Consider the following 17,243-nt stretch of genomic DNA (forward strand, 5'->3'; position numbering starts at 1 on the left):
GAATTGACTTGGAAGCCGGGCTTTCGAAGGATGGAAGCCCATGGTGACTTATCGCACGCACAGCATCGAGTTCAAACGTCAGGTAGTGCAGGAGTTCCTGTCCGGCGAGACGCTGCATGGTCTCGCCAAGCGGCACGAACTGCCGCGTAACCTGATCCGCATCTGGGTTCAGAAATACGAGGCCGGCTCCTTCGACGAAGACGTGGCGGCGGCCGACACGATGCAGACCTATGAGGCGCGGATCGCAGCGCTGGAGCGGCTGGTAGGCCGGCAAGCCTTGGAAATTGAGTTTCTAAAGGGGGCTCTGAAAAGCGCACCACGTCCGAGAAGCGGGACTACATCCGTGATCACCGGCCCGGCGGTGTCTCCATCGCTGAAGGATGCCGGCTGATGGGGATCGCGCGATCAACCTACTACGATCAGCCCGAAACCGCCGTGAATGACACAGCGCTCGTCGAGACGATGGGTGAGATCTCCGACAGCTTCGAAGCTTACGGCTATCGCCGCATGCAGGCGGCGCTGCGGCAGCGCGGCATCGTCGTCAACCACAAGAAGGTCAGACGGTTGATGCGCGAGCACGATCTGCAGCCCAGGATCAGGCGGCGCTTCATCGCCACTACGGACAGCGATCACGAGTTGCCGATCTTCCCGAACTTGGGGAAGAACGTGACACCCGACGGCCCGAACCAGCTCTGGGTGAGCGACATAACATACGTGACGATTGCGGCGGGCTTCGTCTACGTCGCGGTCATTTTGGATGCCTGGTCGCGCAAGGTCGTTGGTTACGCCATCGGTCGGTCGATCGACGCGCGCTTGACCGTTGCAGCATTGAAGGCGGCAATCGAACGACGAAAACCCCCGCCGGGCTGCGTCCATCACTCGGACCGAGGGTCGCAAGGCGGATTCAAGCGGTCGTCGCAACACCTGAGCGAAGGAGGTTGCGATGGTCATTCGAAAACGAAGATCACACCGTTCTGGACGAGCGCCGTTGCCGTCGCCGGGACGGCCGCCAGTGGCGGGGCGATTTGAACTCCAGCGATTCTGGTTGGGGATTGCGCAGGGAATGACCAGCGAGGATGCTGCGCTGACGGCTGGCATGTCGCAGCCTGTCGGAACCAGATTGTTTCGAGAGGCAGGCGGCATGCCACCAGCGATGTTCAGTTCCTCGGCCAGACCGCCGTCCGGGCGGTACCTCTCGTTTGCGGAACGCGAGGAGATCGCACTTCTTCGCGTTCAGGGCCGTTCGAGACGCGAGATCGGACTCCGACTTGGCCGATCCGCCTCGACCATCTCCCGCGAGCTACGACGCAATGCCGCGACGCGCAGCGGCGGCCTGGAGTATCGTGCATCGACAGCCCAATGGCACGCCGAGCGATCGGCCCGTCGGCCCAAACCGACCAAGCTTGCGCTCAACACGACCTTGCGCACTTATGTGGAGCAGCGACTGGCCGGCATCGTCATGACCCCGAGCGGCGCCGCCGTTCCTGGTCCCGCCGTTCCGTGGAAGGGCCGCCGGCATGGCCCGCGAAAGGATCGGCGCTGGGCCAGGGCCTGGAGCCCGGAGCAGATTGCCCGACGCTTGCCGATCGACTTCCCGGACGACAAGACGATGCGCATCAGCCACGAAGCCATCTATCAAGCCCTCTTCGTTCAGGGTCGGGGAGCGCTACGCCGCGAACTGTCGGCCTGCTTGCGAACGGGGCGCGTGCTGCGGGTCCCCAGGGCGCGCGTACTCAGGCGAGGCAAGAGCTTTGTCTCGCCGGAGATCATGATCAGTCAACGCCCCGCCGAAGCGGCCGATCGCGCGGTGCCGGGTCACTGGGAGGGAGACCTCATCCTTGGTCTTGGCAGCTCGGCGATCGGCACGCTGGTTGAACGTACGACACGCTTCACGATGCTACTCCATCTTCCCCGGCTTGCGGGGCATGGCGAAGCTCCGCGCATGAAAAATGGACCCGCTCTCGCGGGACACGGGGCCGAAGCCGTGCGCGACGCAATTACGCGGACCATCATCACCTTGCCCGAAGAACTGCGCCGTTCGCTGACCTAGGATCAGGGAGCCGAAATGGCTCAGCACGATCGTCTCAAGATCGACGCGGGCGTCCAAGTCTACTTCTGCGATCCGCAAAGCCCATGGCAGCGGGGCACCAACGAGAACACCAATGGGCTGCTACGTCAGTACTTCCCGAAAGGCACCGACCTGAGCATCCATAGCGCTGACGAGATCGCCGCCGTGGCTGCGGCCCTCAATGCCAGACCGAGAAAGACCCTGGGCTGGAAAACGCCCGCAGAGGCGCTTGACGAGTTGCTGTCGTGAGTGAACACAATCGGTGTTGCGACGATCGCTTGAATCCGCCCAATATGCCGCACTTCTCTACCGCAACGTTCTCGCCGAGCACGATCTTATTGGATCGATGGGCCGGCGCGGCAATCCCTACGATAATGCGAAAGCGGAAGGCTTCATGAAGACGATGAAGGTCGAAGCCGTCTGTCCGATGGCCTACGAAACCTTCGCCGACGTCGCTGAGGACCTTCCCCGCTTCATTGATGAGGTTTACAACACCCGCCGATTGCACTCAGCGCTCGGCTATCTCAGCCCGCAACAGTTCGAGGACCAACACGCCCGGCAGATGGTCAAAACTGCGGCTTGACCCTGTCCGGTCTGAGGGGCGCACTCCAGATAGCGTTCGAACTTTTCCAGCATTTTCTCTCCGGCAACACGCGATGGAGCTGACTGAGCCATTCACAATTCATACTAGAGGCGTCTTTGATTTGACCTCATCTGCATTTTTCGGCGCGAGAAGAGTCCCATTACCTATTTCCAGCGCCTCGTTCGTCATTGAGAGTTGCAACCGCACGCCGGCATGCGAGAGACCACCCCAATGCGTATGGCATTCAAGAACTGTATCTCCTCGATTAAATAGAATGACCCGGATTGCGTCGCCATTCTCAAGCACAGGGTCCCTTATGATACTCGTTCAATGTTTATTTGGTCCAAAGTCTGCGCCGGCTTGAGCACTGACCTTGTTGTGGAGCCTCAAGGCAGCAGCAGCGATATGGCGAGCATTTGATCCCGCTGGAGCAACTCTGCGCATTCATTCGTCACCTCATAATGGTCTGGCTCGGATCCAACTTCCTTGCAACTGTCGGAATGCTCAGCCCTTTGGCCAGCTCGGCTAACGCAGCCAGACCGCCAGATCAGAAAGAGCACGCTTGCGAAATACGCCAGCTGAAGGAGCAGCGAACAAGTCAGCGTCGTGACGAATACTGTGCCGATGGAGTGAGAAGCGAAGTAGACAGTCAGTGCGGTGCTGCACAGCACCAGCCCCAGGACGCGACAAAAGATTCTAAAGGGCAACGCCGTTCTCCTGGTTTTGTCTCCTCAGATCATGCTGCGACCAGGTCGGCCGCAACATGGGTCTGGCAGTTCTTTGGGCAGACGCGGCCGCAGGCTCCGCAGCCAATGCAGCGGCCGGCATGGTCGACGACCATGATCATGCGATTGAGCTCGCCGTCGAAATCGTCGTCTTCGCCGTCGCAGGCGCCGAGGATCTCACCCGCGTCATCGACGCCGTAAAGATGCATGACCTCGCGCGAGCAGACTTTGAAACACCGGCCGCAGCCGATGCAGGTCGTGCAGTCTATAGCGGTGAGATATTCCGGCATCCATCCGGAGCCGTCGCGGGTGGTGAATGTGTTCTTCATCGTAACTTCTTCATTGCAGCGAGCTCTCTCTTGGCACCATCCAACTCGGCAAAAACGGCGGACGTTTCCTCGGCAACTTCCTCTATCTCCCTCCATTTTCTCGGGAGATCCTCTGCAAGGCCGCGCAATCTTATCTTGGCAACTGCCGCGCGCAGCTGAAGGTTTCGAACTTTCTTCCGCATCTCATCTAACTTTGACATAAATCCTTCCTCGAAATCTGTTTCATCACGCCCGCGCCACGTCGGGATAGGCTTCATTGGCTGCAGTCGCATCGTCGACCAAGTTCGTACCGGCCTCCGCGAGCTTCCTGAACGTCTCAAGCCGAACCGGTGGATGTCTCGACAGAGCAAGCGCCCGGCCGTGAAAAGCAATCGCCCGAAGCCCCCAAGGTTTCATCTCCATCATTGCCGATGTTATCAGGCCGGAGCGCTCCTCGATCGCGAGCCCGACGGCCGTTTAGAACATGTCGAGCCTCCACAGCACGTCAGGATCGGGATCGTCGATGACAGGCATCCCAGGGCGCTGTTTTCTGGTGACGATGAAGTCGGCCAGCAACGTGGCGTCCGATTTGCCTTCCCACGAGCCGTAGGAGTCTTGAGCACGGATCAGCCGCACGAGGCATCTGACAAAAGGCGTGGCAAGCGCCGCCTCGTCCTCGGCAGGGCCGATCGCGGTATCAGACATTTCGCCTTCTCCTCAATTTCAGTCCTCTTCGTCGAAGCACGACGTCTGTTTTCCTGGGATGCCTACTTCGGGCACACTTGCGCAGCCGACGCCCGGCTCGGCGCGGCTGATGCCACGCAATTGATATCCCTCTGGCCGACCTTGAACACGTCCTTGACTGCGAAGTCTTCAACGTGAATTCGCGTCGAACATCACTTCCGCCGCAATGCGGCCGGAGGCCATGAAGTTTCGAGCCTCGATCCTGCTGCAGACGATCGACCAAGTGCTGCATGGACCCTCCTGCTGCGGTCACGCCAGGGAAATGGACGAATTGCCCAGTAAGCCATTTCGACCAATTAACCTTTTTTATCTTTCCTCCTCGGCCGACCGCGCTTTGGCACCTTCGGGAAATGGTTTTGCGGAGCCGCACAGATTGCGCCGCAACAAACCTTCCCACCCCTGTACTTGGCGAGGGCCTGCAGCAAATCCGGCAGATGCTGCTCTTTCAATTCGGCCGGGATAGGCTCCGGACCGTCCAGCGACGTCAGTGCCAGTTCGACCAACTCGATCGCGCGATCATTGTTGCCGTTCTCGTGATAGTACCGGGCGACCGCGGGATAGGACCGGAACTTAGGGCTGTCGCCTTGCGGGGGATTCAGCGTCAGGATGTGTTCGGACAGCTCCTTGCCCATCGCGAAGCGCTCAGCAGAGGGAAGGCGCGAATGGTCATTGGCCGGATGGAAAAGTTGGTCTAGCGCCGAAACCATCCAGTCCTCGGAGTTTTTGTCGATCGCGTCGCGAACCAATTGGCGCATCACGGGCAAGCCGGTCCACATGTCTTGAATTTTGTGAAGCAACAGATGCGCATGAGCCAGGCGGAAATTGATGTCGTCGGGCATTAAGGCGATGCCCTCTTCGATCGCCCAGAGCGCCGTCTTCCAATCTTCTAACTTCACCGCCGCCCAGAATCTCTCATCGATCGGCTGCTTCAACGCTTGTTCGCGCGCTATGGGTTCGCTTGTGGCGATCCGCTCCGTATCGGCGGCTTTAGCTTTATCTCTGATGCGCCAGCTGCCGTTGAGCACTTTCGGCAAAACCTTATCGAGTTGGCTGGGATGACCGATAAAGGCGATGTGGCCGTCTCGGTCGACCACGAACGAGGTCGGAATCCCGACGGAAAAGCTGGGGTCCCTCCAAAGCTTGTTCATTTCACCTGTGTGGTCGAACGCGATCCGATAGTTCAGATGCGAGCACTTTTCGGTCAACCAAGCTTTTAACTTGGTGCGAGCCTCAACGGCCGTTGGAGCGTCTTCATTAGCCGCGACTGCGACGACCTCAAGTCCGCTGTCCCTGTATTTCTCCTGTAGCCGCATCAGATCGAGCATCTCCGCCGCACATAGTTCGCACCAAGTTGCCCAAAATTCGACAATATAGACTTTGCCGGGCTGGAAGTTCGCAAGGGGCTCGCCACGCAGCCAGTCCTCCACTTTGATCGAAGGAGCCGGTGACCCCATCCGCAACATCATTTTGCTCTCCAAAGCTGTTGCCAAAGGTTGCGTGACCTTATGCGCAAGCTTGTTCCCCCTTTGAGACGGGGCACTAGGGTTCAACGAAGGGAGAGCATCGCTCGTCTTGCGCATCTGCGTGCAGTCAGCCTTCACTCAGTGTTGCTGAATCTCAATTCGCAAAGGCCGTGCCACCGCGCTCAGCGGGCAGTAAGCGCATGAATCGCTAGAAAAACCTCCAAAAGGCAAGATGGCCGGTTGTATTGAAGCCGACATGTTTTCTGCCGCTGTCAGGTTTTCGACAACCATCACGCGCTTCGCGGCGGCAGAAAAGCGTGGCCCGGACGACTCAATATGCATTCGGGCCGAGGGACGAGGCTGATGGACATCATGACAGCGTTGGCTATCGTCAGGCCCGTCACCATCGTCCGCTTCACGCCACCGGCTTGAGCGTTTTGCCGTTCCAGTCCTTCGGGCGGTAGCGGATCTCGTCATTTGCGATTGCAGGGAGGCGCTCCATCCCGACCGAGCGCCGCCTGCGCCCTGCCCCCTTGCGCGTTGCGATTGAATTCCTAGCTGGCTTCATGGGAGTTCTTCACGACCGAAGCCGGTCCAGCTGTAGCTCGCCAATACCGCCATCGTCAGATCGCGATGATATCGTGGCGAAAAACGCCAAGCCGAGTGCCGGCATGTGCCGGCCGTTGAACTCTCCGGCATTCCTGCTTTGTGCCGATATTTTCTGTATTCCCTGTGCTCAGGCGCTACAGGGACCGCCTGGTTCGAATTTGAGCGTTGTCGGAATTTGACCAGCCCCAAAGACCGCTCGGTCGTCACGCGGGTCCGGCCGGACCGACTGAAACACTGAGGACGCGGCCGTCCTCGCCGCTAACCCGGCTACCATCCCACATGATGACAATGTGATTGATACGATCGATTCCTGCCGAACCCGGCAAGAGCCCGACCGTCCCGACTCGAAATTGAGGGGCGTCGGCCTCGGCCCGGTCATCGCGTTGTTCAGCTCCCGGCCAGTAGTCAGGAGAGATCATGATACCGCCCGTACGATGCCGCTACGGATCGGAACTCGGCCAGCCGCGCTGAACGACTCTCTTTAACCTGACGCCGACCTGCGAGCCGTGATCTTCACTGCATTGAGGACTGCCCATATCTCTGCCCGGTGTTGGTCTCCGCGTTATGGATCATCTCGGGCGAGCAGAACCCCGAACGCGAGACGTCCGCGATTTTCTCGGCGACGGCGATTGCAGATTGGCTCGAGGAGGCGCGCGAAACTGGGCGCGTTTGCCGCGACCTTTCTCTAACTTGGCATCGGGATAGGTGACCCAGGGGAGTAGAGCTTCGGACAGCGTCGGTGCTACTTTGGAACGCGTCAGCGAGCCAAAAACAAGGGCAATGACGGCTTCCCAACTATCCATCTCGTCACGCCGCCGAAGAGTCGCTCACGTAGCCTGCGGTTGCCATAAGCGCCCATGACTATCATGTCGGCAGACGTGTCGATTGCGTGCTGCGCGAGCACCATAGCCACCGGTTTGCCGGCGCTCGCCAGCCGGTCAACCGACACCCGAGCACCGTGCCGAGTGAGATAGGCAGCGATGTCGGCTCCCGGCTCGGCGCCGTTTCCGGTGCAGGTCGCCTCCGGATCGACTAGTGCGACACGAACTTCCTCAGCACCGGCTAGCAGATCCAGCGCTTCCCGAACCGAACGAGACGCCTCGACTCGCGAATCCCAGCCGACCAGCACTCGCCGTGGCGACAGAGTCGCCTCAGCGCCCTCCGGCACGACAAGCACCGGCTTTCCGGTATCGAACAGGCTGCCGTTGACAACAAGGGGTCCGAGGTTAATGTCGTTGAGAAGTGCGGGGCCGACGATTGTCAGGTCGTTGCAGAGCGCCCGCTGTCGCACCGCGTCACCGACGCTGGCCTGATCGCAGTTCGCAATATCGACATCATAGCACCGCCACGTGGCTCTCAGCAGTTTGTGAATTTCCCTGGATATCTTTTCCAGCTTGGCTATGTCCTGTGAAAATCTTTCGATCTGCCTAAACCGTTTGTCCAGTCTGGCGATGGCCTGTGCGCGTTGTCCAGGCCACTCGGGGATGCCATCGCCGAGCAGCGGAGACGGCATAATGAGCGGCTGAGGCGACATCACCAGTACGGAAAGATACGCGCCGACTTCGGCACACAAGCTGGCAGCTGTTCTGACATCCTGATCGGAGTGGTCAGCTCCCGTCACACTGAGTACGCTTCTGAAAGCCATTTGACTGCTACTTTCTGAATATGTCGTACCTGCCGGCGCCTTTTCGAAGCCGCAAGGGTTGCCCTCAGCACGGCGGAAATGCGGAGTGGCACCACATCGGTTATCTATTCAGCCGTCCGGCCACTCGAGCGAGTAGCCGGCCGACCTGACGGTACGAATGACGCTGGAGGGGGAGGCCGCATTCAGAGCCCTTCTGAGCCGGCTGATATGGACATCCACGGTGCGTACACCGACATGGATATTGGCCGGCCAGGCCGCGCTGATCAGCTCGTCTCTGGTGAAGACCTTGCCGGGAGTCTCAAGCAAAAGCCGCAGCAGGTTGAACTCGATCGGCCCAAGGTGGACTTCGTGGCCATTACCCCGAACGCGGTGGGCATCGAGCCTTATCTCAAGGTCGCCACAGGAGATCCAGCCGCCGTTTTCGATCCCGTTTGAACCCGGCTTCGGCAGCGCCAGCTTCGTCCGTAGACAGTCGAGCAGCTTGGCCGGCGCGAAGGGCCGCACAAAGCTCTCGTCAATACCTGCCTTCAAGAGATCGAGGTGCTGGTTCTCGGCGCCGGGCGCGATCAGCGCAATTACGGGCAGGCCGCCGGTCCGGGGCTCGCCCTTGAACCGGGCGCAGATTGTGGAGCCTGTCGCGCTTGCTGGCCCGCAGTCCAGCACTACCGCCTGGAGCTCCCGTTCATCGGCCAATGCAAGTGCTTCCTTCACGCCGCCTGCCGGCTCACTCGTGAAGCCGTCCACTCCCAGAATGTGGCTGAGGAACAGATACAACTCAGCATCTTGCGAACAGATCAGGACCAGTGGCTTCATCAGCGCTACCCCAAGAACCACATCGGCCTCGACCGCCTCCATTGAGAGGGCTGGCCATCGCATGTGCTCAAGGCCTGACATGGTCCCCTTGATCGAAAATCGGTTCCATCACGCCCGCGCCACCTCGGGATGAGCCTCAATGGCTGCGGTCGCATCGCCGGCCAGTTTGGTACCGGCCGCGGCGAGTTTCCGGAACGTCTCGAAGCCGAACCGGTGGACGTCGCGCAGGGTCTTCGACAGAACGACCAACCGCCCGGCCGTGAAAAGCACGCGCCCGAAGCCCTCATGGCTCATCTCCATCATCGGCGATGCCATCAGGCCGGAGCGCTCCTCGATCGCATGCCCGACGGCGGTGTAAAACATCTCGAGCCTCCACAGCACGTCCGGATCGGGATCGCCGATGATCGGGATCGCACGGCGCTGTTCCCTGGTGATGATGAAGTCGCCCAGCAGCTCGGCGTCCGATTTGCCTTCCCAAGACCCGTGGGAATCATGAGCCCGGACCAGCCGCACGAGACATTTGACGAACGGGGTGGCAAGGGCCGCCTCGTCTTCGGCGACAGCAGGGCTAACCACGGCGTCAGACATTTCGCCCACTCCTCATTTCAGTCCTCGTCCTCGAAGGACGGTTTCTGTTCGGCGACACCTGCCTGCGCCAGCACCTTGCGCAGCCAAGGGGGAGGACACGTCCTGAGCATCATCTGCGTGCGCAACAGCACCTCCTGGATGCTTTGGGGGTGCGGCACTTTGATCGGATGAATTTTTGCCGAAACAACCTTGGCTGCCGAAGGTCCGCCGATCGCCAGACAAAACAGCAGATGACAGCCCTTCAGTGCCTCCACCTTCGGGGTGATGCGGTCATCGCCCTCAGTTCGGTGCTTCCCGGTTTCGTCGGAAACGTCATCGAAGGCCACGGCTTCGACCAGGTGCCACTCCTCGCGCGTCACGTCGTAGACAGCAAAGCGCTTGGCCGACCCGAAATGGGCGTTGAGGTTCTTCATGTCCTGCGTGGCGATCGCCACGCGCAATGCGCCGGCTTGGCGTTCCGGCGTCGGTGCGTGAACCTCGTCAGTGACGAGCGAGAGGCGACGAACGGAGCTCATCTGGCATTTCTCGCTTACGGAGTGGATCAAGCGCCTCAGGCGTCGGCGCGTGCCGGTCGGCTTCAAAAATGTTGGCAACCTCGAAGATCAGGTCGCGGGTCCCCTGGTAGAGGATTGTGAGCTTGTGCTGGCTGCCGAGCCGGTCGAAGATCGGGAAGCCGACCCGCATGAGCGGAATGCCGAGGCGCTGCGCCGCCTGGCGGCCGTGGGAATGAGTGACGAGAAGATCAGCGCCGGCGCCAAGAGCTTCCAAATCACCGAGATCGCCGATTTGAACCGACTGCGCCGGTACTTCCTCCAAAATTTTCGACATGTCGGTCGTGGTGACCGCCGCCGCGATTTCGGAGCCCATGCCGATGAAGAAGCTCGCGAGTTGGTAGAGTTGGTCTGGTTCAGCAGCGATCGCAATTTTCTTGCCTCCAAAATGGAAATGTCCGTCGAGCAACGCGTCCTGCAACTGCGCCCGGCGACGGCGCACCCCAGCCGGCGCCGCCGCGCCCGAAACCGCAGATAGCAGAGAGACGAACCGGTCGGCGTCCTTCAATCCAGTCAGCGACCGGAACAGCACGTAAGGCACGCCGGTCAACCTCTGAAGCAGCTCGGCCGGGCGGCGCATATGCTCACCGATGACGACGCATTGCTCGGCCGTGCCAAGCTCGCGGATATCCTCGACGCTGGTGCCGCCGTAGGTGGTCGTGATCCAGCGGTCGGGCACCGTACCGTCGAGCGAGCCGGAGACGTCCGGCAGAATCACCGGCTTAAGTCCAAAGCTTTCAATCATCTCACGCAAATGCTCGATATCAGCCACAGTGAGGTTCCAGCCAGGCAGGATCACGATCTTCTTCGATTGCCGCGCCTGCTCGCCGGGCCGCGTAATCCTTTCGATCATCGCGGTGACAGCCTTGGCCCAGCCCTCTTCGATCGCGCCGTCGAAATCCGGTGTGTTGGCTAGCACCACCTCCGTACCCGCGAGTTCTTCCGTGCGCTTGAGCCTGATATTGGCGATATCTCCTGCGCAGTCTTCGCCCCGGGTTTCCACCAGCGCCGTCGTGCAGACCCCGATCAGCGTTGGCTTTGTGCGGGCCTTGAGGTTGAGGATCGCCTCTTCCAGATGGTCTGCCCCGCCGAGGATCGTCGCCACCTCGTCCATCGCCGTTGTCTGCAAGGGGATGGCTTCCTTGAAATGCCGCACGAAGAGCACGAGGGCGAAGCTGGTGCACCCCTGGCTGCCGTGGAACAACGGCATCGCACCGTCGACGCCAAGAAAGGCCAAGGCGGCACCCAGCGGCTGCGATGACTTCAGCGGATTGACCGCCGCCGCTTTCGTCTGGGGAAGGATGTGGACCATCGGCTTTCCTCAAGACTCGCCGAGATCGTCGGCCATCGTGCCGGCGAATTTCTTGAAAGCCTGGACGGTCGCGGTCTCGCTCCTTGTGCTCGGCAGTTCCTCCCTCACCGCAGGCTGGCAATCCCATGGTGCCGGCTCCCGCACCTGGCGCCAGATCGGGTTATGAATGGCGAGGTCGATCTGGCGTACGAGTTCCACCATGCCGTCATAGCCGGCGTAAGGGTGTTGGCGCTCCTGGTTGATATCGAGCCAGGGTGTCTTGGCCTTTAGCGCGATGAACTGCGTGCGCCCGCCCGACAGCATGATATCGGCCTTGTGTTCTGAGAGCATCGCGTAAAGCTCGCGCGCTGCCATCTGCTCGAATATGTGGTTGTCGTCCTTGAGTATCTGCTTGATTCGCTCCTTGTCTTCGACCGTCGACTTCTTGACCGAGGTGCCGACGATCTCGATGCCGATCTCCATCAGCGCATGAACGACGGACCAGGACTTCACACCGCCGGTGTTGAGCAGCACGCGCTTGCCTTCGAGCCTCGGCCGGTAGGCCGTGAGCTTCTTCCAGGCGATCGCCTCCTCATCTGCAATCAATGCCTCGGTGCGGCCGAGGATCTCCGGATCGGCACCCTTCTTCACGAGCAGCTGAGAGATCTGTCGGAGCGCTTCCGAGGTGTCGGTGATGCCGTAGAAGGAGCCCTCGAAGAACGGAATATCCCAGCGCTGCTCCATCTTGCGGGCGAGATTGATGAGCGCGGTCGAGCACACCATCATAGCCGCCCGGGCGCGGTGCGCGCAGGCAATGTCGAGGTAACGCGCGTCGCCCGGAATGCAGGCGCGCACCCGGATGCCGAGCCGATCCAGCAGCGGCTTCACCAGCCAAAATTCCCCCGAGAGGTTGAATTCGCCAAGAATGTTGATGTCGTAAGGGCCGGCATCGTCGGGCTCCACCGTGCCGATGACATGCTCGAGCAACGCCTCGCCGGCAAGCTTGTTGCCGAGATTCTTGGAGCCTACGAAGCCCGGCGCATTGACCGGCACCACCGGTAGGCCGAACTTTTCCGCCGCGCGCGTACAGACGGCCTCGATGTCGTCGCCGATCAGCGCCGTCACACAGGTCGGATAGACGAAGATAGCCGGCGGCCCATACGCTTCCTTGATTTCGCGGATCGCTTTGAAAAGCTTCCGCTCGCCCTGTCCCATCACAACATCGAGTTCGGTGAGGTCGGTCGTGAAGCTCGTGCGCCACAGCGTTGGCCCGGACGAAGCCGCACCGCGGTTGTCCCAGGAATTGCCCTCGCAGGCGAGCGGCGCATGGATCAGGTGCGCGACGTCGGTGATCGGCTGCAGCACGATCTTGGCGCCATCGAAGGCACAGCCGCCGGCCGCCGCCCCGGGGGTCAGTGGCTTCGAACAGCCCTCCTTGCGCGCCTTGGCATCCTTGCCGCGGTTCTGCTCGCAGGCGGGCTCGTTGAAGACATCCTGGATTTTGGCTCTGAGCGAGGACATTGCGTCGGTCTCCAAAGTCCCTCGGGAAGACGACCGGCCTCACCGAAGAGCCGGCTGCCACGCTTAGCGGGTGAGGTCATACGAATAGTCCGTCACGCCCGTCTCGCTTGTCTCGCGATCGAGCTTGTCGAAGATCTTGTCGAGGATCGTCGTCAGGACGCGCAACCCGCCTTGGTAGCCCATAAGCGCAAACCGATGGTGATGGTGGCGGTCGAAGATCGGAAACGTCAGCCGGATCAGCGGCGTCCCGGTGTCGCGCTCCAGATACTTGCCATAGGAGTTGCCGATCAGCAGGTCCACCGGCTCGGTGAAGAGCAGCGAGCGCATCGCCCAGAGGTCCTTGCCCGCCCAGACTTGAGCATCCTTGCCGAAGGGTGATGATGCAAGCAGTTCCTTCAAGTCCGCTTCCCATGCCGAGGTGCCGTTGGTGGCGAGGCAATGGGTCGGCTCGCCGCCCGTCTCCATGATGAAGCGGGCCATGCCGTAGACAAAGTCCGGATCCCCGTAGATGGCGTATTTCTTACCGTGCAGCCAGGATTGGCTGTCCGCCATGGCGTCAACAAGTCGGCCGCGCTCCAGGCGGATTGCCTCGGGGATTTGCTTGCCGGAAATCGCGGAGACCTCCATCAGGAACTCGTCGGTCGCCTGGACTCCGAGCGGGTAATGGAACGAGGCAGTCGCCTGCCCTACCCCCTCGCAATACTCCAGTGTTTTTCGGGTGTTGTAATGCTGTAGCGAGAGTGTCGCCTCCGCGTTGAGTGCCTTCCTCACGTCTTCGATCTTCGTGCCGCCGTCGTACATGCGGTATTCGCCGTCCGACGGCGTGTCGAACTGGTCAGAGGCGTCTTGGATGAAGGTATAGGACACGCCTATCAGATCGAGCAGGCGCTTGAGCTCCCGGTTGTTGCCAACGCAAAAGCCGTCGAAACCCGGAATGATGTTGATGGTTCCCTCGGCTTCGGTTCGCTCCTCGCCTTTCCAGAAGTGCTCCAAAATGCCCTTGACCGTTACGTCATAGCCGTCGACATGACTACCGACGAAGGCCGGCGTGTGGGCGAAGGGCACGTCGAAGTCGCGCGGGACCGAGCCTTCGTCCTTGGCGTTCTCGATGAAGCTGTGCAGGTCGTCGCCAATGACCTCGGCCATACAAGTGGTCGAGACGGCGATCATCTTCGGGTCGTAGAGTTGATACGTGTTGGCTAGCCCGTCGACCATGTTCTTCAGACCGCCGAACACTGCCGCGTCCTCGGTCATCGAGGAGGAAACTGCCGAAGCAGGCTCCTTGAAATGGCGCGACAGGTGCGAGCGGTAATAGGCCACGCAGCCCTGGCTGCCGTGGACGAAGGACATGGTTCGCTCGAAGCCCGCGGCCGCGAATACCGCGCCGAGCGGCTGGCAGGCCTTGGCGGGGTTCACGACAAGCGCTTCGCGAGCAAGGTTCTTTTCGCGGTATTCCCACGTCTTGGTGAATTCGCGTTGGTCGGTAACGACCTGGTCCGGGTGCGGACATTCGAAATTCAGCCTCTTCTCGGCGAGCATCTGCCTGTATTCCGGCTCGCGGAACAGGGGAGCGTGGTCGAGAACTTTTTCAGCCGACTGCGGCATGGGTGGTTACCTCTTTCCATCTGGCCCGCCATACGGCGGCACAGGGACGTCGAAACGTTTCAGGTCTCCCGCGGACAAAGGGCCACAGGCGTTTAACGGCCTCCCGGCTTACGGGAGGCCAGGTTTTCATTCGGCTGCGATCGCCGCCGACGACTCGGCTTTTTTCTTCCAGGGGGCGTCGTAGAGGTTCCAGACCGGGTTGTTGATGGCCAGATCCATGTCGCGGGCGAAGATGGCGAAGCCGTCGTAGCCGTGATACGGGCCGGAATAATCCCAGGAATGCATTTGACGGAACGGTATGCCCATCTTCTGGACCGGGTACTTTTCTTTGATGCCGGAGCCAACGAGATCAGGACGGATCCCCTCGATGAACTTCTCCAGCTCGTAACCAGTCACGTCGTCATAGATCAGCGTGCCCTTCTTCACGTAATGGCCGGTACGCTGATAGTCGTCGTTATGGCCAAATTCATAGCCAGTGCCGACGATCACCATGCCCAGATCCTCATATGCCGTGACCACGTGACGGGGGCGCAGCCCGCCGACATAGAGCATCACCGTCCTGCCTTCGAGGCGCGGCCGGTACTTGGCGATGACGGCATCGACCAGGGGCCGGTATTTGGCGATGACCGCCTCGGCCTTGGCCTCGATTTCCGGCCCGAAATGCTTGGCTATCTTGCGCAGAGAGGCTTCGGTCTGGGAGGGGCCGAAGAAATTATACTCCATCCAGTCGATGCCATACTTTTCCTCCATGTGCCGGCAGATGTAGTTCATCGACCTGTAGCAATGGATCAGATTGAGCTTGGCCTTCGGCGCGCGCTCTATTTCGGCCAGCGTAGCGTCGCCCGACCAGTTGCCGACCACGCGCAGGCCCATCTCCTCGAGCAGGATGCGCGAAGCCCAGGCGTCGCCGCCGATATTGTAGTCGCCGATCACATTGACATCGTACGGGCTGGCCTCGAACTCGACGTCCTTCTTCTCGAACACCCAGTCGCGGATCGCGTCGTTGGCGATGTGGTGGCCGAGGGATTGCGAGACGCCGCGGAAGCCCTCGCAGCGCACCGGCACGATCGTCTTTTCGTGCTCCTTTGCCTTGTTGCGGGACACAGCTTCAGTGTCGTCGCCAATCAGGCCGATCGGGCATTCGGATTGTACAGTCATGCCCTTGTTCAGCGGAAACAGTTCCTCGATCTCGTCGATGATCCGTTCCAGCTTCTTGTCGCCGCCGAAAACAATGTCCTTCTCCTGGAAATCGGAGGTGAACTGCATCGTGACGAACGTGTCGATGCCGGTCGTGCCGACGTAGTAGTTGCGGCGTTGCGACCAGGAATATTGCCCGCAGCCGACCGGGCCGTGCGAGATATGGACCATATCCTTGACAGGACCCCAGACCACGCCTTTCGAGCCGGCATAGGCGCAGCCGCGAATCGTCATCACTCCGGGGATGGACTTGATGTTCGATTTGACCTCGCATTCGGAAAGGACCTCGCTTTCCTCGCCAGCCTCGTCGCCGCTCTTTGCGACGCTCAGGTGCTTTTTGCGGCGCTTCGCCGCCTTGTCAGGATATTGCGACAGCACCTCCTCGATAAGCTTCGCATGGAGGGCGCCGTCATTCTCGTATTCCAGGCTCATGGGACCCCTTTCAAGGTTCAGGGTGACGCCTCACCAACGAGGCGCCGTTCTTTGAAAGGCGCGCCAGGTCAAGGCCGCGCCCCCAGTCAGTAGCGGTGGTTACTGTGCGGCCGCCTTCGCCGCTTCCTTGACCTGAAGCTCGGCAAGCATCTGCTCATCCGTCTTCATGATGCCGAAGTCGAGCAGCATGTCCTCGAGCTCCTCCATGGTGATGGGGGTGGGGATGGTGCCCTGGCCCGAATTGGCATGGATCTTCTCGGCCAGCGCCCGGTATTCCCCGGCCTGCTTGGAGTCCGGCGCATACTGGATGACAGACATCTTCCTGAGTTCGGCGTGCTGGACGATGTTGTCGCGCGGCACGAAGTGGATGAGCTTGGAATTGAGCCTGGAAGCCAGCGCTTCGGCGAGGTCGAGCTCGCGGTCCGTTTGGCGCTCGTTGCAGATCAGGCCGCCGAGCCGCACGCCGCCCGAATGGGCGTATTTCAGGATGCCCTTGGCGATGTTGTTGGCGGCATAGAGCGCCATCATCTCGCCGGACATGACGATATAGATTTCCTGGGCCTTGTTCTCGCGGATCGGCATCGCGAAACCGCCGCACACCACATCCCCGAGCACGTCGTAGGAGACATAGTCGACATCGTCGTAGGCACCGTTCTCCTCGAGGAAGTTGATCGAGGTGATCACACCGCGGCCGGCGCAGCCGACACCCGGCTCAGGGCCGCCCGACTCCACGCATTTGATGCCTTTGTAGCCGACCTTGAGCACGTCCGCGAGTTCCAGGTCTTCCACCGAACCTTCCTCTGCCGCGAGGTGCAGGACCGTATCCTGCGCCTTCGCGTTCAGGATCAGGCGGGTGGAGTCGGCTTTGGGGTCGCACCCGACGATGAGGATTCTCTGCCCGAGGTCGACAAGGGCGGCGAGCGTATTTTGGGAGGTGGTGGACTTGCCGATGCCGCCCTTGCCGTAAAAGGCGATCTGACGCAAACCTGACATGTAGCTTTCCTTCCTTCGTTCCATTCATCGCGGCTGCCGCGACATGAATGCCGGTCGGGCAGCTGTCGCCGCCTCGCACCCAAGGATCTCAAGAGTCGTGCCAACTT

At 60.6% G+C, this 17,243-nt stretch carries 16 protein-coding genes and 2 pseudogenes; 4 read left to right on the forward strand and 14 right to left on the reverse strand.

The features are described 5' to 3' along the window. Nucleotides 1–40 precede the first annotated feature (40 nt). From NKH63_RS26365 to NKH63_RS26380, 4 genes and pseudogenes are all read left to right on the forward strand, one after another. On the forward strand, nt 41–391 hold the full coding sequence (locus NKH63_RS26365; protein WP_023680086.1) for a transposase: 351 nt from the start codon (nt 41–43) through the stop codon (nt 389–391). After that, on the forward strand, nt 370–1,029 hold the full coding sequence (locus tag NKH63_RS26370) for an IS3 family transposase (protein ID WP_352919421.1): 660 nt from the start codon (nt 370–372) through the stop codon (nt 1,027–1,029). The genes NKH63_RS26365 and NKH63_RS26370 overlap by 22 nt, the downstream gene beginning before the upstream one ends. Then, nucleotides 944–2,317, forward strand: a pseudogene (locus tag NKH63_RS26375) (IS30 family transposase). Before NKH63_RS26370 ends, NKH63_RS26375 begins: the two are co-directional and overlap by 86 nt. 97 nt (nt 2,318–2,414) lie before the next feature. After that, on the forward strand, nt 2,415–2,651 hold the full coding sequence (locus NKH63_RS26380) for an integrase core domain-containing protein (RefSeq protein WP_352919424.1): 237 nt from the start codon (nt 2,415–2,417) through the stop codon (nt 2,649–2,651). A 386-nt stretch (nt 2,652–3,037) separates the two neighbouring features. On the opposite strand, the gene NKH63_RS26385 is transcribed toward NKH63_RS26380, so the two are convergent. The 14 genes and pseudogenes from NKH63_RS26385 to nifH all read right to left on the reverse strand — a co-directional run bounded on the left by NKH63_RS26385 (nt 3,038) and on the right by nifH (nt 17,136). Then, nucleotides 3,038–3,322 (reverse strand): exopolysaccharide production repressor protein, encoded by a 285-nt coding sequence (locus NKH63_RS26385; protein ID WP_352919427.1) that lies wholly within the window; start codon nt 3,320–3,322, stop codon nt 3,038–3,040. Between the two features lie 65 nt (nt 3,323–3,387). Then, nucleotides 3,388–3,705, reverse strand: a complete 318-nt coding sequence (gene fdxB / locus NKH63_RS26390) for a ferredoxin III, nif-specific (protein WP_352919333.1) — start codon at nt 3,703–3,705, stop codon at nt 3,388–3,390. Next, entirely contained in the window at nt 3,702–3,905 is a 204-nt protein-coding gene (locus NKH63_RS26395; protein ID WP_352919335.1) for a CCE_0567 family metalloprotein, read from the reverse strand. The genes fdxB and NKH63_RS26395 overlap by 4 nt, the downstream gene beginning before the upstream one ends. Before the next feature lie 25 nt (nt 3,906–3,930). Next, nucleotides 3,931–4,389: pseudogene (locus NKH63_RS26400) on the reverse strand (DUF269 domain-containing protein). Between the two features lie 335 nt (nt 4,390–4,724). Beyond that, nucleotides 4,725–5,894: a TlpA disulfide reductase family protein gene (locus tag NKH63_RS26405; protein WP_352919338.1), complete on the reverse strand. Its 1,170-nt coding sequence runs from the start codon at nt 5,892–5,894 to the stop codon at nt 4,725–4,727. A gap of 1,363 nt (nt 5,895–7,257) precedes the next feature. Next, complete coding sequence (locus tag NKH63_RS26410; RefSeq protein WP_352919340.1) at nt 7,258–8,145, reverse strand: universal stress protein; 888 nt, start codon at nt 8,143–8,145, stop codon at nt 7,258–7,260. 108 nt (nt 8,146–8,253) lie between these two features. After that, complete coding sequence (locus tag NKH63_RS26415; RefSeq protein ID WP_502896364.1) at nt 8,254–9,000, reverse strand: response regulator transcription factor; 747 nt, start codon at nt 8,998–9,000, stop codon at nt 8,254–8,256. Nucleotides 9,001–9,066: 66 nt separating this feature from the next. Beyond that, on the reverse strand, nt 9,067–9,546 hold the full coding sequence (locus tag NKH63_RS26420) for a NifX-associated nitrogen fixation protein (protein WP_352919345.1): 480 nt from the start codon (nt 9,544–9,546) through the stop codon (nt 9,067–9,069). 17 nt (nt 9,547–9,563) lie between these two features. Beyond that, nucleotides 9,564–10,061: a nitrogen fixation protein NifX gene (nifX, locus tag NKH63_RS26425; protein WP_352919348.1), complete on the reverse strand. Its 498-nt coding sequence runs from the start codon at nt 10,059–10,061 to the stop codon at nt 9,564–9,566. Continuing rightward, a complete protein-coding gene (nifN, locus tag NKH63_RS26430) occupies nt 10,027–11,409 on the reverse strand; it encodes a nitrogenase iron-molybdenum cofactor biosynthesis protein NifN (protein WP_352919350.1) in 1,383 nt (460 codons plus the stop codon). Before nifN ends, nifX begins: the two co-directional genes overlap by 35 nt. A gap of 9 nt (nt 11,410–11,418) precedes the next feature. After that, nucleotides 11,419–12,909, reverse strand: coding sequence for a nitrogenase iron-molybdenum cofactor biosynthesis protein NifE (gene nifE / locus NKH63_RS26435; RefSeq protein ID WP_352919353.1), 1,491 nt, complete (start codon nt 12,907–12,909; stop codon nt 11,419–11,421). Nucleotides 12,910–12,972: 63 nt separating this feature from the next. After that, nucleotides 12,973–14,514 carry a nitrogenase molybdenum-iron protein subunit beta gene (gene nifK, locus NKH63_RS26440; protein ID WP_352843534.1) on the reverse strand — a complete coding sequence of 514 codons (1,542 nt, stop codon included), beginning with the start codon at nt 14,512–14,514 and terminating at the stop codon, nt 12,973–12,975. 126 nt (nt 14,515–14,640) lie between these two features. Further along, nucleotides 14,641–16,143 carry a nitrogenase molybdenum-iron protein alpha chain gene (gene nifD, locus NKH63_RS26445; RefSeq protein ID WP_352919356.1) on the reverse strand — a complete coding sequence of 501 codons (1,503 nt, stop codon included), beginning with the start codon at nt 16,141–16,143 and terminating at the stop codon, nt 14,641–14,643. A 99-nt stretch (nt 16,144–16,242) separates the two neighbouring features. Beyond that, on the reverse strand, nt 16,243–17,136 hold the full coding sequence (gene nifH / locus NKH63_RS26450; protein WP_023801970.1) for a nitrogenase iron protein: 894 nt from the start codon (nt 17,134–17,136) through the stop codon (nt 16,243–16,245). Nucleotides 17,137–17,243: the final 107 nt, after the last annotated feature.

This window comes from Mesorhizobium sp. M0960, assembly GCF_040319055.1.
Taxonomy (GTDB): domain Bacteria; phylum Pseudomonadota; class Alphaproteobacteria; order Rhizobiales; family Rhizobiaceae; genus Mesorhizobium.

Excerpts from the sequence above, each read along its gene's own strand:
- NKH63_RS26365 (WP_023680086.1), top strand. The coding sequence starts at position 41 with ATGGTGACTTATCGCACGCACAGCATCGAGTTCAAACGTCAGGTAGTG.
- NKH63_RS26380 (WP_352919424.1), top strand. The coding sequence starts at position 2,415 with ATGGGCCGGCGCGGCAATCCCTACGATAATGCGAAAGCGGAAGGCTTC.
- fdxB (WP_352919333.1), bottom strand. The coding sequence starts at position 3,705 with ATGAAGAACACATTCACCACCCGCGACGGCTCCGGATGGATGCCGGAA.
- NKH63_RS26395 (WP_352919335.1), bottom strand. The coding sequence starts at position 3,905 with ATGTCAAAGTTAGATGAGATGCGGAAGAAAGTTCGAAACCTTCAGCTG.
- NKH63_RS26405 (WP_352919338.1), bottom strand. The coding sequence starts at position 5,894 with ATGATGTTGCGGATGGGGTCACCGGCTCCTTCGATCAAAGTGGAGGAC.
- NKH63_RS26410 (WP_352919340.1), bottom strand. The coding sequence starts at position 8,145 with ATGGCTTTCAGAAGCGTACTCAGTGTGACGGGAGCTGACCACTCCGAT.
- NKH63_RS26415 (WP_502896364.1), bottom strand. The coding sequence starts at position 9,000 with ATGGAGGCGGTCGAGGCCGATGTGGTTCTTGGGGTAGCGCTGATGAAG.
- NKH63_RS26420 (WP_352919345.1), bottom strand. The coding sequence starts at position 9,546 with ATGTCTGACGCCGTGGTTAGCCCTGCTGTCGCCGAAGACGAGGCGGCC.
- nifX (WP_352919348.1), bottom strand. The coding sequence starts at position 10,061 with ATGAGCTCCGTTCGTCGCCTCTCGCTCGTCACTGACGAGGTTCACGCA.
- nifN (WP_352919350.1), bottom strand. The coding sequence starts at position 11,409 with ATGGTCCACATCCTTCCCCAGACGAAAGCGGCGGCGGTCAATCCGCTG.
- nifE (WP_352919353.1), bottom strand. The coding sequence starts at position 12,909 with ATGTCCTCGCTCAGAGCCAAAATCCAGGATGTCTTCAACGAGCCCGCC.
- nifK (WP_352843534.1), bottom strand. The coding sequence starts at position 14,514 with ATGCCGCAGTCGGCTGAAAAAGTTCTCGACCACGCTCCCCTGTTCCGC.
- nifD (WP_352919356.1), bottom strand. The coding sequence starts at position 16,143 with ATGAGCCTGGAATACGAGAATGACGGCGCCCTCCATGCGAAGCTTATC.
- nifH (WP_023801970.1), bottom strand. The coding sequence starts at position 17,136 with ATGTCAGGTTTGCGTCAGATCGCCTTTTACGGCAAGGGCGGCATCGGC.